This is a genomic window from Streptomyces sp. ITFR-16, from assembly GCF_031844705.1.
Taxonomy (GTDB): domain Bacteria; phylum Actinomycetota; class Actinomycetes; order Streptomycetales; family Streptomycetaceae; genus Streptomyces.
Genome location: NZ_CP134609.1, coordinates 2,462,437 through 2,475,870 on the forward strand (window position 1 = coordinate 2,462,437; position 13,434 = coordinate 2,475,870).

The 13,434-nt window shown below is 73.9% G+C and carries 12 protein-coding genes and 1 pseudogene; 1 reads left to right on the forward strand and 12 read right to left on the reverse strand.

Annotation, left to right across the window (positions count from 1 at the left end):
• Positions 1–26 precede the first annotated feature (26 nt).
• A complete protein-coding gene (locus tag RLT58_RS10745) occupies positions 27–536 on the reverse strand; it encodes a MarR family winged helix-turn-helix transcriptional regulator (RefSeq protein WP_026171455.1) in 510 nt (169 codons plus the stop codon).
• Positions 537–546: 10 nt separating this feature from the next.
• The gene (locus tag RLT58_RS10750) at positions 547–2,016 is read right to left on the reverse strand and encodes an MFS transporter (RefSeq protein WP_311310172.1); all 1,470 of its coding nucleotides are present in this window, start codon (positions 2,014–2,016) and stop codon (positions 547–549) included.
• A gap of 79 nt (positions 2,017–2,095) precedes the next feature.
• On the opposite strand from RLT58_RS10750, the gene RLT58_RS10755 reads away from it, so the two are divergent.
• Positions 2,096–3,112 (forward strand): ArsR/SmtB family transcription factor, encoded by a 1,017-nt coding sequence (locus RLT58_RS10755; RefSeq protein ID WP_311310173.1) that lies wholly within the window; start codon positions 2,096–2,098, stop codon positions 3,110–3,112.
• Here the strand turns inward: RLT58_RS10755 and RLT58_RS10760 are convergent.
• The 10 genes and pseudogenes from RLT58_RS10760 to RLT58_RS10805 all read right to left on the reverse strand — a co-directional run bounded on the left by RLT58_RS10760 (position 3,093) and on the right by RLT58_RS10805 (position 13,400).
• Complete coding sequence (locus RLT58_RS10760; protein ID WP_311310174.1) at positions 3,093–3,986, reverse strand: siderophore-interacting protein; 894 nt, start codon at positions 3,984–3,986, stop codon at positions 3,093–3,095. The two genes, RLT58_RS10755 and RLT58_RS10760, sit on opposite strands and share 20 nt — an antisense overlap.
• On the reverse strand, positions 3,983–5,788 hold the full coding sequence (locus RLT58_RS10765; protein WP_311310175.1) for an ABC transporter ATP-binding protein: 1,806 nt from the start codon (positions 5,786–5,788) through the stop codon (positions 3,983–3,985). Before RLT58_RS10765 ends, RLT58_RS10760 begins: the two co-directional genes overlap by 4 nt.
• On the reverse strand, positions 5,785–7,425 hold the full coding sequence (locus RLT58_RS10770) for an ABC transporter transmembrane domain-containing protein (RefSeq protein ID WP_311310176.1): 1,641 nt from the start codon (positions 7,423–7,425) through the stop codon (positions 5,785–5,787). Before RLT58_RS10770 ends, RLT58_RS10765 begins: the two co-directional genes overlap by 4 nt.
• The gene (locus RLT58_RS10775; protein WP_399131293.1) at positions 7,422–8,291 is read right to left on the reverse strand and encodes an ABC transporter ATP-binding protein; all 870 of its coding nucleotides are present in this window, start codon (positions 8,289–8,291) and stop codon (positions 7,422–7,424) included. The genes RLT58_RS10770 and RLT58_RS10775 overlap by 4 nt, the downstream gene beginning before the upstream one ends.
• Complete coding sequence (locus RLT58_RS10780) at positions 8,288–9,391, reverse strand: FecCD family ABC transporter permease (RefSeq protein ID WP_399131295.1); 1,104 nt, start codon at positions 9,389–9,391, stop codon at positions 8,288–8,290. The genes RLT58_RS10775 and RLT58_RS10780 overlap by 4 nt, the downstream gene beginning before the upstream one ends.
• Positions 9,388–10,470 carry a FecCD family ABC transporter permease gene (locus RLT58_RS10785; RefSeq protein ID WP_311310178.1) on the reverse strand — a complete coding sequence of 361 codons (1,083 nt, stop codon included), beginning with the start codon at positions 10,468–10,470 and terminating at the stop codon, positions 9,388–9,390. The genes RLT58_RS10780 and RLT58_RS10785 overlap by 4 nt, the downstream gene beginning before the upstream one ends.
• A gap of 47 nt (positions 10,471–10,517) precedes the next feature.
• Positions 10,518–11,606, reverse strand: coding sequence for an iron-siderophore ABC transporter substrate-binding protein (locus RLT58_RS10790; RefSeq protein ID WP_311310179.1), 1,089 nt, complete (start codon positions 11,604–11,606; stop codon positions 10,518–10,520).
• A 205-nt stretch (positions 11,607–11,811) separates the two neighbouring features.
• The gene (locus RLT58_RS10795) at positions 11,812–12,669 is read right to left on the reverse strand and encodes a helix-turn-helix domain-containing protein (protein ID WP_311310180.1); all 858 of its coding nucleotides are present in this window, start codon (positions 12,667–12,669) and stop codon (positions 11,812–11,814) included.
• A 52-nt stretch (positions 12,670–12,721) separates the two neighbouring features.
• Positions 12,722–13,053, reverse strand: a pseudogene (locus RLT58_RS10800) (MTH1187 family thiamine-binding protein).
• Positions 13,050–13,400, reverse strand: coding sequence for a DUF3817 domain-containing protein (locus RLT58_RS10805; protein WP_311310181.1), 351 nt, complete (start codon positions 13,398–13,400; stop codon positions 13,050–13,052). The pseudogene RLT58_RS10800 and the gene RLT58_RS10805 overlap by 4 nt, the downstream one beginning before the upstream one ends.
• Positions 13,401–13,434: the final 34 nt, after the last annotated feature.

Below are 13,434 nucleotides of genomic sequence, written 5' to 3' on the forward strand. Positions count from 1 at the left end.
CGGGCCGGGACCCGGAACCGCGTCCCTCAGATCTCCTCGAAGTCCTGGGCGGCGATGCGCAGGGGCCGCAGCAGGGCGAAGATCTCGGCGCACTCCTCGGCGTCGTACACCCCGAGGCCGAACTCCATCGCGACCAGGTCGCGGGTGGCGGACTCGACGACCTCGCGGCCCTTGTCGGTGATGGAGGCGAGCGTGCCGCGGCCGTCGTTCGGGTTGGGGCGCTTGTCGACCAGACCGGAGCGCACCAGCCGGTCCACGGTGTTCGTCACGGACGTGGGGTGGACCATGAGCCGCTCACCGATCTTGGACATCGGCAGCTCACCGGCCTTGGAGAAGGTGAGCAGCACCAGCGCCTCGTAGCGCGCGAAGGTCAGCCCGTACGGCTTGACGACCGCGTCGACCTCGGCGAGCAGGATCTGCTGCGCACGCATGATCGAGGTGATCGCCCCCATGGACGGCACGGGGCCCCAGCGCTGCTGCCAGAGTTCGTCGGCGCGGGCGATGGGATCGAAGGGGAGACTGAGCGGCTTCGGCACGGCCACGACCTTACCCATGGGGAACATGACGGTCCTCACCGTCTCGAACTTCGGTCCGAACGGGGAGGGCGGGCGCGGTCCTGCGGACCTCCGCGACGAGCGCGAGCAGGCACAGCGTGCCCAGCACACCGGCCCCGGCGACCACCTGGTGGACGGGGAAGAACTCGGCGGCCAGCCCCGCCAGCGCCATGCCGACGCCCTGGAGGGTCATCAGCCCGGCCGTGAGCAGGGTCATGGCCCGGCCGCGCAGCTCGTCGGGGACGGCGTCGACGAACCACTGGTCGAGGCCGATGACGTACGCCGAGCCCGCCCCGGCCAGCAGCAGGGCGACGGCCGCCACCGGCACACCGGGCCGGAGGCCGTACAGCACGAGGGGCAGCAGCCCGGCCGCCGCGCACGGCAGCACGATCAGCGAGCGGACCCGGGGGCTCAGCGCGGTGCCCGCGTACAGCTCGGCGGTGATGTGGCCGACCGGCATCGCGCACATCAGCAGCCCGAGCGCGGCGGTGCCGGCGCCGATCTCGTCGGCGTACGGGGCGGCGAGCGCCTCGGGGGCGACGACGAACACCGGGGGCAGCCAGAAGAGCAGCATCAGCGCCCGGATCCTGCGGTGGCCGAGGACGAGGCGGGCCCCGGTGAGCGACTCCCGCAGCAGGGTGGCGCCCCGTCCGCCGCCGGTGCGGGCGGGCCGGTCGCGGGTGCCGAGGCGCAGCAGCGCGGCCGAGCAGAGGAAGGTGAGGACGGTGAGGGCGATGGCGCCGCGCGGGGGGACCGCGGCGAGCAGCAGCCCGCCCACGCCGAAGCCGGCGAGCAGGGCGCTCTGCGAGACGATCCGCAGCAGTGAGCGGCCCAGGACGAACAGGTCGCCCTCGCCCAGGATGTCGGCGAGCGCGGCCATCCGCGTCCCGGTGAAGACCGGTGAGACGGCGGCGACCAGGCAGCGCAGCACGAGGAGTCCGGCGACCGGGGTGCCCGGCAGGACCATCACGGCGACGCAGCCGGCGCAGATCAGGTCGCAGGTCACCAGGACCCGGCGGGCGGGGTAGCGGTCGGCGATCCCGGCGAAGAGGGTGCCGCCGACGAGGTACGGGAGCATGCCGAGCGCGAAGGTGAGGGCGCTGAGCAGGGGTGAGGAGGTCAGGTCGTAGACGAGGACGGTGAGCGCGAGTTCGCTGACGACGACGCCGAGCAGCGAGAGCAGGTGCGCGGCGAAGACCGCGCGGAACTCGCGTACGCCGAACACGGCCCGGTAGCCGCGGGGTGCGGTGTTCCGCGCCGGGGCCCGGAGCGCGGGCGGTTCGCTCGGGTCGGGGGGACCGTCGCGCTCCGGGGCCGGGGCCGGGAGGGGGGCCGGTCCGGTGGGGGCGGGGTGCGCGGCGCTCGGGGCGGGCGGCGGGGTCCGGGGCGGGACCGGCCGGTCGCGGGGTGGATCCGTCGCGTCGCGGGGGCCGCCCGCCAGGGGATCGGTGTCTCTCGGCATGGCCGCAGCCTGGAGGAGCGGGGCCGCCCTTCCGTAGACTTTCGGCCCCAGCCGAATCTTCGCGAGCGAGGCCGCTCCCATGCCCGTACAGCTGCATTTCGACGAGAGCGATCTGCTGCACTGCCGCTTCGCGGTCTCGCCGCTGTGGGAGACGCAGGCGGCCGTGCGGGTGCTGGGGCGGCCCGAGCGGCAGGGGTACCACCTGCCGTGGCTGCGCCGGATCCGGGACGCGGCGGCCGGGCTGGATCTCGGCCCGCTGTGGCTGCTGATGCGGGAGGGCGGCCACAGTCCGGACTTCTTCTGTCCGCCGCCGATCGGCCCCCTCGCCTCCTTCGAGGAGGAGATCGCGGGGGTGCGGGCGGTCGATCCGGGGCTGGCCGGGGAGGATCTGGCGCGGTCGCTCGCGGACCGGCCGCAGGTGCTGCACTCCCCCGCCGGGCGGGCGCTGCTGGCCGACCCCGCGCGGAGCGTGCGGGAGCTGGCCGAGCTGCTGGAGGAGGTCTGGCGGGTGCTGGTCGAGCCGCACTGGCCCCGGCTGCGCGCCCTGCTGGAGGCCGATGTGGCCTACCACTCGCGGCGGCTGGCGGCGGTCGGCTTCGAGCGGCTGCTCGGGGAGCTGAGCCCCCAGCTGAGCTGGGCGGACTCCACACTCACCATCGCCCCGACGCGCGCCCGGCACTCCCGGGTGCTCGGCGGGCAGGGCCTGGTCCTGATGCCGTCCGTCTTCGCCTGGCCGGACGCGGTCAGCGGTTTCGAGGACCCCTGGCAGCCCGCGGTCATCTATCCGGCCCGGGGCATCGGCGGGCTGTGGACGGAGCCGGGCGCCAGCACCCCAAACGTGCTCGCGCGGCTGCTGGGGCGGGCGCGGGCCGATGTGCTGTGCGCGCTGGACGAACCGGCCGGGACCGGCGCGCTCGCCCACCGGCTGGGCCTGGCACCGTCCTCCGTCTCCGCCCATCTGTCGGTGCTGCGGGCGGCGGGGCTGCTGACGTCGCGGCGGTACGGCCATCAGGTGCTGTACGAGCGGACACCGCTCGGCATCGCCCTGGCCGTACCGGGGCACCAGCCCCCGGAGCTCACAGACCCAGCGTGCTGAGCCGCTCCTCGTACCGAATGGCCAGGTCCTCGGGGTCGCCGGCCGGGTTCTCCCACATGGAGGCCAGCTCGGCGCGTACGGACGCGGGCAGCGCCTCGTAGCGCTCGGTCCACGAGTCGCCGTCCGGCATCCAGTAGCCGACGACCTTGAAGCGGTCGGCGGGCAGCTTCAGCTCCTTGCGCAGATAGCGGCGCACGGCCCGCAGGGCGTCCGTCCGGCCGGCGACCCAGACATAGCCGCCGGTCAGGTCCGTGCCGGGCGGGATCGCGGCGTCGACCAGCTCGGCCAGCCGGCTGGGGCCTCGGCCGTTGCCGCCGTAGGTCCAGGTGGCCCGGACGCCGGGCCGGTCCGGGAGCGGCTGGACGCTCGCCTCGTCGGGCACCTCCAGGACGGCCCGGGTGGTGACGCCCTCCGGGGTGTTCTCGATGAGGCGTCCGACGGCGGGCAGGCCGCTGAGGTCGGAGATCAGGACCTGCCAGCCGAGGTCGGCCGGGGGACTGTAGAGGCCGGTGGGCGAGTTCAGGCCGATCACGTCGCCGGGCCGGGCGGCGGCGGCCCAGCCGGACGCCGTGCCGTGGCCGTGCAGCACGAAGTCGATGTCGATCTCACCGGCCTCCGGGCGGACGGCCCGGACGGTGTACGTGCGCACGGGGGCCTCGGGCTGCCCCTCCGGGGTCCGCCAGCCGCCGTTGTCCGTGGCCTCGGGCAGCGAGACATCGGTGCGGTCGGGCCCGTGCGGGAAGAACAGGCGGACGTACTCGTCGCCGACGCCCGTGGACGTGAACGCGGCGAGCCCCTCGCCGTGGAACGTGATGCGGGCCATGGTCGTGGTGAGTGGCCGGACACGGGCCACCACGGCGCGGTGGATGGTCATGGGTGCTGCTCCTTCGTGTGGGTACGAGTGTGCTGGTTCGGGACCGGGGGGCGGGTGGCAGGGCCCGTGTACGCGTGCCAGAGCGCGGCGTACTCGCCGCCGGCGGCGAGCAGCTCGGTGTGCGTGCCCTGCTCGGCGACCTCGCCGCCGCGGAGGATGAGGATGCGGTCCGCGGCGCGCGCCTGCTCCAGGCGGTGCGCCACGATCACGCTGGTACGTCCCCGGGTGACGCGTGCGAGGGCCGTCGCCAGCGGGGTGCGGCGGTGCGGGCCGTCCTGGGCGGTGGCCTCGTCGAGGACGACGACGTCCGGGTCGGCGATCAGGGCGCGGGCCAGCGCCAGGTGCTGGACCGCCCCGTCGTCCAGCGGGGTTCCGCCGGGGCCGAGCACGGTGTCGAGGCCGGCCGGCGGTTCCAGCGCCCAGCCGGCCCCGGTCTCGCGCAGGGCCCGGCGGAGTTCGTCGTCGGTGGCGGTGGGCCGGGCGATCCTCAGGTTGTCCGCGAGGGTGCCGCCGAACAGATGGGTCTCCTGGGTGACCAGATAGCGCGACGGGCCGGGTCCGCCCTCCGCTCCCCCGGTGGTGATCTCGCCCCGGTCAGGTTCGCCGAGGCCCGCGATCAGATGGGCCAGGGTGCTCTTGCCCGAGCCGCTGGCGCCGACGAGCGCGAGGCTCGTGCCCGGCGGCACCCGCACCGAGACTTCGCGCAGGGCCGGGCGGGTCCCGTCGTACGAGAACGAGACGCCCTTGACGTCCACGGACGCGGGTCCCCGCCCGGCCGCCCGTTCCCCGCCCCCTGCCCCGCCGGTGGCCTCGCGTCCCAAGTCGGTGATGCCGACGAGCCGGGAGAGCCCGGCCGTCGCCCGCTGGATGTCATCCAGGCTCCCCAGGAGCGCCCCGACCGGGCCGAAGAGGCGGTGGAAGTAGAGGGCCGCCGCCGTGGCGGCGCCCACCGAGACGGCCCCGGAGCGCAGGAGCGCGAAACCGGTGACGAGGACGGCGGCGAGGCCCAGGAACTCCGCCGCGTTGAGCAGGCCGGTGAACCGGTTGCGCAGCCGTACGCCGTCGCGCTGGCGGGCGACGGCCCGTTCGCTGTGGGCGGCCAGCGCGCCGAGGTGCTGTTCCTGGGCCCGGTAGGCACGGACCGTCTCGGCACCGTGCACCGCCTCGATGACGCACTGGCCCCGGGCGGACTCCAGGCGGCGGATGTCCGCGTACACGAGGTGCGAGCGGGCGAGGAAGCGGCGGGTGGCGAGGATGTGGACGGGCAGGCAGACCAGGCCGGCCAGGGCCAGCCGGATGTCGAGGACGGCGAGGCCCACCAGGCTCAGGCCGATGGTGAAGCCGGCGTCGGTGACGTCGGGCAGCACGTCGGACGCGGCCTCCGAGGTCGCCTCGACGTCCCGGGTCACCCGGGAGACGACGTCGGAGCTGTCCGAGGACTCCAGGACGCGCGCCGGCAGGTGGACCGCCGTCTCGAACACGTCCTCGCGCAGGGCCGCGAGCACGCCCTGGACGAGCACGACCAGCATCCGGCCCCCGGCGTGGGCGAGCGCGGTGCCGACGACGGCGACAGCCACGAGGGCAGCGCCGAGTTCCGTGACGCGGCGCCGGCCGCCCCCGTCCGTGACGGCATCCACGACGGCCCCGAGCAGCGGGGGTGTGGCGAGGGTGACGGCCGTGCCGGCGAGCAGGGTGAGCAGCGAGAGCGCGAGACGGCCCCGGTGGGCGCCGAGCCGGCGGATCAGCTCCTGGCGGGTGCGGCGGCCGGCGGCGACGGGCAGCGTGCCGGGTGCGGGGGTCACCTGGGGGTTCCGTTCGGTTCGCGGCGGTTGCCGCCGAGGTCGACGACCCGGTCGCAGGCGGCGAGCAGGATCCGGCTGTTGGTGATCAGGAGCGTGGTGGCGGTCAGGGCGCGCAACCCTTCGGCGATGCGCTGCTCGGTCACTGAGTCGACGGCGGTGGTGGGTTCGTCGAGGACGACGAGGTCGGCGCCGGAGTGCAGCGCGCGGGCCAGCAGCAGGCGCTGGCGCTGGCCGCCGGAGAGCCTGCGCCCGTGCTCGCCGACCTCGGCCCGCTCGCCGCCGACCCGTTCGAGTACGTCGTCGAGCATCGCGGCCCGCAGCACGGCCGGGTCGCCCCCGCCGCCGGACGGGGTGATGTTGGCGCGCAGGGTGCCGGAGAACACCGCGCCGTGGTGGGGCGGTGCCGCGATCCGGGCGCGCACCGGATCCGGGCCGAGGTCGACCGCGTCGACGCCGCCGATCAGGAGTTCGCCGCGGCCGAGCGGGACGCGGTAGCCGAGCCGGTCGCTGAGCTGCCGGGCGTGGGCGGGGTGGCGAGGGACGACGCCGAGGAGTTCGCCGGGGCGCAGGTCGAGGGGTTCGCCGTGCTCGGGCGGATGCCAGCGCACGGCCGCGGTGGCGGGGACGGCCGGCGCGGTGGTGGCCCGGGCGGGCGGGATCAGCGGCGGTTCGGCCAGCAGCTCGCCGAGCCTCCGGGCCGAGGCTCGCTTGTGGATCCAGTTGGAGGCGAAGGTACCGACATGGGCCAGCGAGCCCTGGAGGAACTGGGCGAGTCCGAGGACGGTGACGAGCTGCCCGACGGTGATGCTGCCGTCCAGGGCGAGATATCCGGACGCCGTCGCGAGCGAGGCGAGGAACACCCCGGACAGCAGCAGGCTGAAGCTGCCGTACGCCAGGACCGCGCGCGCGGTGGCGACGGCGCCGCGCCGCGACTCCTCGCTTGCGGCCCGGTAGCGGCGGGCGGCCTCCGGCCGGGCGTTCATGCCGATGACGACCCGGAGCCCGGTGATCAGGTCGGTGGCGACCTCGCCGGCCCGTGCCGCCGCGCGCTGCTCGGTCAGTCCCCGGGCCTCCAGGGGCATCGAGACCCGGCGCATCACGACGAGCACCAGGACCGTGCCGGCGATGACGCCCAGGCCCAGCGGGACGGAGATCAGGAGCAGCGCGGTGGACGCGGTGAGGATCGCGGTGACGGTCGAGGCCTGCTGCACGACGCTCCAGGAGACCCCGGCGACCCGATAGGTGTCGGACGAGACCAGCGAGAGTGCCTCGCCGGGTCCCGGCCGGTGGCGCAGGGAGCGCGGGTCCAGCAGCCGGGCCATCACCCGCTGGCGCAGGGCGTGTTCGCCGTGGCCGTAGACGTCCACCATGGCGGTCGAGGCCCGCTGGTAGGACAGGGACAGGACGACGAAGACCGCCCCGAGCACCCCGAGCCACCAGAACAGCGCGGTGCGGTCCGAAGGGGCCAGGGCCCGGTCGATGACGACGCCGATGAGGACCGGCACCAGCGCCTCGCACAGCTGGTGGAGCATGAACGCGAGGGTGACCAGGACGAGCCTGCGGCCGCGCCCGTCGCGCAGCAGAGCGAGCCGGAACAGGGCCGGGACGGAGTGGGGTCCGGTGGCGGTCGCGTTCACCGGGCGTCCCGCTGCCGGCCCAGGGGGATGACCATGGGCGTGCCGGTGACCGGGTCGGGGGCGACCCGGCAGGGCAGGTCGAAGACCTCGCGCACGAGGTCTTCGGTCACGACCTCCCGCGGGGTGCCCTCGGCGACGACCCGGCCGTCGCGCATGGCAATGAGATGGGTCGCGTAACGGGCGGCGTGGTTCAGGTCGTGGAGTACGGCGACGAGGGTGTGCCCGGCGCGGTGGAGATCGGTGAACAGCTCCATCAGCTCGATCTGGTGGGCGATGTCGAGGAAGGTGGTCGGTTCGTCCAGCAGCAGGACGGGGGTCTGCTGGGCGAGGACCATCGCCACCCAGACGCGCTGGCGCTGGCCGCCGGAGAGTTCGTCGACCGGCCGGCCGGAGAGCTCGGTGACGGCGGTGGCCGCCATGGCCTCCCGTACGGCCTGCTCGTCGCGCGCGGTCCACTGGCGCAGCAGCCTCTGGTGCGGGTGGCGTCCCCGGGCGACCAGGTCGGCGACGGTGATCCCGTCGGGCGCAGGTGAGGTCTGGGGCAGTAGCCCGAGGGTCCGGGCCACCTCCCGGAAACCGTGGTCCGCGAGGGAGCGGCCGTCCAGGACGACCCGGCCCGCGGTGGGCTTCAGCAGCCGGGACACGGCACGCAACAGGGTCGACTTGCCACAGGCGTTGGGGCCGATGACGACGGTGAACGAGCGGTCGGGGATCCGTACGTCGAGATGCTCCGAGACAGGCCGCCGGCCGTAGCCGATGGACGCATCGAGCACCTCCAGCCGGGCCGGGACCGGGGTCCGGGTGGTCTGCGTCGTGCTGGTCACGGGTACTCCTCGCGGACGGGCGGCCGGGGCGGGGGTGTTCATGTGCGCCGCCCCGTGTAGCGGCGGGCGAGCAGCCAGGCCAGATAGGCCCCGCCGACGCACACCGTGACGATGCCGACGGGCAGGTCGACGCGCTGGGCGATGAAGTCGGCGCCGGTCAGGACGGCGGCACCGGTCAGCGCGGCCGGGACGATCCGCACCGTGGTGGGGCTGCGCGTCAGCCGCTGGGCGATCTGGGGTGCGGCGAGCGCGATGAACGAGATCGGACCGACGGCCGCGGTGACGAGCGCGGTGAGCGCGACCCCGGTGAGGGTGGCCGCGAGCCGGGTGCGCTGCGCGCGGACACCGAGGGCCACGGCCGCGTCGTCGCCCAGCTCCAGCTGGACCAGGGGCCGTGCGACGGCGGCGGAACAGATCAGCAGGACCACGAAGACGGCGGCGGTCAAACGCAGTTGCTCGAAGCCGAGTCCGCTGAGGGAGCCCGCTCCCCAGGTCGCCGCCAGCATCGCCTGCTGCGGGTTGACGGAGAGGAGCAGCATCGAGGTGAAGGAGCCGAGGAAGGCGCCGACGGCGATGCCGACGATGATCAGGCGGAAGGGGGCGAGCCCGCCCCGGTAGGCCAGCAGATAGACCAGGAGGGCGGTCAGCGCCCCGCCGATCAGTGAACCCGAGGCGACGGCGAGGTAGTCGGCGGTGCCGAGCACCAGCATCACCACGCTCGCGCCCGCGTACGAACCGGAGGCGAAGCCGATCACGTCGGGCGAGCCGAGCGGGTTGCGGGTGAGCGACTGGAAGAGGGCTCCGCTGACGGCGAGCGCCGCGCCGCAGACGATCGCGAACAGCAGCCGGGGCAGCCGCCAGTCCACGACCACCAGCCGGTCGCGGGGGTCGGCTTCCGGGTCGAGGAGGGCGGCCAGCACCCGCGCCGGGGCGAGCTGGATGGACCCGGTGGCCAGGGTGAGGACGCCGAGTGCGGCCACGGCGAGGGCCATGGCGGCGCAGACGAGGACGGCCCGCCGGTCGACGCGCAGGGCCGCTCCGGCCCGCCGCCAGACCCAGACGGTCCGGCCGAAGTCGATCCGGCCCGGTGCGGGAGGGGTTGCGGGTGCGGCGGACGGTGCGGGGGCGGGTGCGGCGGTCACAGGGTGCTCACCTTCCGGCGCCGGACGAGCGCGACGAGGACGGGGGCGCCGACGAGCGCGGTGACGAGCCCGACCCGCATCTCGCCGGAGGGCAGGATCACGCGGCCGATGATGTCGGCGGCCAGCAGGAAGGCGGGCGCGGCGACGACCGTGACGGGCAGGATCCAGCGCTGGTCGGGTCCGGTGAACCAGCGCACGATGTGGGGCACCATCAGCCCGACGAACGAGATCGGCCCGGCGACGGCGACGGAGGTCCCGGCCAGCAGGGTGACGGCCAGGACCATGACCACCCGGGTCAGGGCGAGCCGGGTACCCAGGGAGCGGGCGAGGTCGTCGCCCAGGGCCAGGGCGTTCAGCGAGCCCGCGCTGCACAGGCCGAGGACGAGCCCGGCGCCGATCAGAGGCAGGGCGACGGGGAGGATGTCGAGCGAGCGGCCGCCGATGGAGCCGACGCCCCAGAACCGCATGACGTCGAACGTGGTCGTGTTCTTGAGCGCCATGGCGGAGGTGAAGCCGCCGCACACGGCGGTGAACGCGACCCCCGCGAGGGTGAGTTTGGCCGGGCTGCCCCGGTCGGCGCCGACGGAGCCGAGCGTGTAGACGAGCACGGTGAGCCCGAAGGCCCCCGCCAGCGCGAACCAGATGAACTGGCCGGCGCCGGTGTAGCCGAGCACGGCGACGGCGAACGTCACCGCGAGGCTCGCGCCGGCGTTCACCCCGAGGATGCCGGGATCGGCCAGCGGGTTACGGGTGAACGCCTGGATCAGCGCGCCGCTGAGGCCGAGGGCCGCGCCGACGACCAGCCCGGTCACGGTGCGCGGCACCCGCAGCTCGCGCACCATCACGTGCTCGTCGGAGTCGTCGAAGTGGAACAGCGCGTCCCACACCGTGCCGGGGGCGATGGAACGGGCGCCGATCATCACGCTGAGGACGGCGACCACGAGCAGCAGCCCGATCGCGGTCAGCAGGATGAGCAGGCGGGAGCGGGTGCGCCGGGCCGATCCCGCGTCCTCGCGCGGGACCGGCAGATCACGCTCCGTGCCGGTGGTGGGGTCACCCTTGGGTGGGGCGGTCGTCATGGTTGTCCTTGGAAGAGGGCGTCACCGGGGGAAGCGGCGGAGGTCGGTCAGGAGCCCGCGCCGGTGCTGCCCTTGCCCGCCACGGCGTCGGCGAGCATGGGCACGTACCGCTTCAGCGCCCAGGGGATGGAGAGCACCGAGGGGCCGCTGATGGCCATGCCCATCGTCGCGTCCTGCACGAAGGCGTAGTTCTTTCCGGCGATCGGCTTCCAGCGCGAGAAGAGCGGGTCCTTGAGGGTGTACGGGACCTCGTCGGCGCCGTTGGCCCAGGCGACGAAGATGTCGGACTCGATCGTGTCGAGCTTCTCCAGGCTGACGCCGCCGTACCAGTTGGTGCCCTTCGCGGTGGACGCGATGGTCTTCATCGACGGGGTGTTGCGGAAGCCCATCTCGGTCAGCAGCCGGACGCGGGCGTCGTAGTTGAGATACAGCCCGACCTCGGTGGACCCGGGGGTGAGGGCCAGTCCGTAGGTGAAGGTCTTGCCCTTGAACTCCGGGTGCTCCTTCGTCACCTCGGCCAGCCGGCCCTGGACGTCGGTGACGAGGCTCTCGGCCTTCTTCGTCTCGCCCATCGCCCTGCCGATCGTGCGGGTCATCTCCTGCCAGGTCCCGCCGTCCCAGGGCTTCTTCAGATAGGGGATGGTGGGGGCGATCTCGGAGAGGCGCTTGTAGTCGACATCGCTGATGCCGGAGTACAGGCCGACGATGAGGTCCGGCTTCAGCGAGAGGATCTGCTCGAAGTCGATCTCGCCCGCGTCGCCGTAGTTGAGCGTCTCCGGGAGCGGCCCGCCGAGCTTCTCGACCGTGCTGCGGAACCACGGGGTGTGGCCCTGCTTGTCGCCGCCCCACTGCTCATCGACACCGACCGGGACCGTGCCCAGTGCCGCGACCACGTCCAGCGACATCCAGCTGACGGCCACGACCCGCTGGGGCTTCTGCTTGATCGTGGTGCTTCCGTGGCCGTGCTTGATGGTCACGGGGAAGGCGCCCGAGGCGGCTCCGGTCTTCGCCTTCGCCGTGTCCGGCCCGGATCCGCCGCTGCCGCAGCCCGCCAAAACGACGACGGCCGCGACCACCAGCCCCACGAGGCGCACGGCGACGCCGGGTCTGCGGCCGGCCGGAGTGGATATGGACATGGTTCTCCTCGGATCTGTGCGCCCCGCGGTCGAGCGGCGGCGGGTGTACGGGGAGGGCGGCCGGGGCGGCACGCGTGTCGGCCCCGCACTCAACTTAGGGCACCCTCACCTAGAGGAACGCTAAGGAGCGGGAACACTCCCGGGGGACGCGGACCGGCCATGCTGTGTCGAGATTCGGCCATGCGGGGTGCGGCGACATCAGCGTTCAGCGCTCGCCCTGCGCCGGCACCGTCTGCTCGCGCAGATATCCGGTGGGGCTGACCCCGGTCACCCGGCGGAAGGCTGCGGAGAACGCGCTCGTTGTGGAGTAGCCGCAGCGGTGGGCGACCAGATTGACCGGACGCCCCTGCGCCAGCAGCGTCGTGGCGGCGGACATCCGCACCAGCGCACGCCAGCGCGCGAAGGACATCCCGACATCGCGTCCGAAGGCCCGGCTGACGGTGCGCACGCTCAGCGCGTGCCGTGCCGCCCACGCCTCCAGCGAGAGTTCGCTCTCCGGGTCGCGCATGACGTCGTCGGCCAGCGCGCGGATCCGCGCGTCCTCGGGGACGGGTACGTCGATGGCGGGGTGCGGGTCCTCCTCCAGCAGCTCGATGACGACACGCTGGGTGCGCAGCCTGAGGTCGTCGGGCATCGAGGTGGCGTCGAGGTGGAGCAGCATCTCCTGGAGGGCGCGCCGCACCCGCAGCGGGCGCAGTCCGGTCCAGTGCGGCGGAATCGCGGCCCGGGTCACATAGGTGTAGCAGCTCACGCTGCCCGGGTCGGACCAGGAGTCGTGCGGGGTGCCGGGCGGCAGCCAGATCCCCTGGCCGGGCACGAGGCGGCGCACGGCGCCGCGCGTGTGCAGCGTGAGCGAGCCGTGGTGCGGCCAGACCAGGAGCCCGTCGGCGTGGGTGTGCACCCCGGGGGCGACCGGCAGGGCCGGCGGCGATCCGTCGAAGACGGCGGTGGTGAGCAGATAGGGCGCGGACACCTCGGCGCCGCCCGCCGTCGGCTCGGCCCAGCGGAGCGCGACCGCCGGGCGCGCCGCGCCGCGCTCACGGCCCGGGACTGTAGCCAGCATGAAGTTAGGTTAGCCTAACCTCCTGGCCGCGAAGGCCCCGGGCCGTGATGGGTCAGTCCGCGAGATAGCGCTCGACCGTCTCGACCTTCGAGGTCAGGCCGTCGGTGACGCCCGGGCGGATGTCGGCCTTGAGGACGAGGGAGACCCGTCCGGCGCGCGCCTCGACGGCGGCGACGGCGCGCTTGACGACGTCCTTCCCCAAGCTCTCAACTACGTTCGAGCGGGGGAGACCCCACTCTCGTCCCACTCCCCCTCGGCAGAGGTGAACATGGCGTCCGTGCGGTTCGGCAGCCCGGACTCGCGGACGACCCGGACGGCGTCGGCGACGTACTCGCCGACGTCCTCGCCGACCCCCAGCGGGCTGACGGAGAAGGCGACGATCATGCGCTGACCGTGCCTTCCCGGCGGGCCCGGGCGGCGATGACGCCGTCGGCCTCGTAGCGCTTGAGCACCTTGTCGCCGTACAGCCCGCCGAACGGCAGCAGGCAGAGCAGGAAGAAGAAGGCGACGCGCTTGAGCGGCCACTTGGTCTTCGCCCAGACGTCCAGCAGCAGCACGACGTAGATCACGAAGAGCACGCCGTGCAGCATGCCGAGCGGCATCATCAGGAAGTCGATGTCGGAGACCCGGCTCAGGACCGAGCCGAAGATGATCAGCGCCGGGAAGGAGAGCGCCTCGGGAATCGAGATGAGGCGCAGCCGGTGCAGGGCGGTAGCGGTCTTGATGTCCACGGGGGCACCTTCGGTGGGAGGATCATGACTGCTT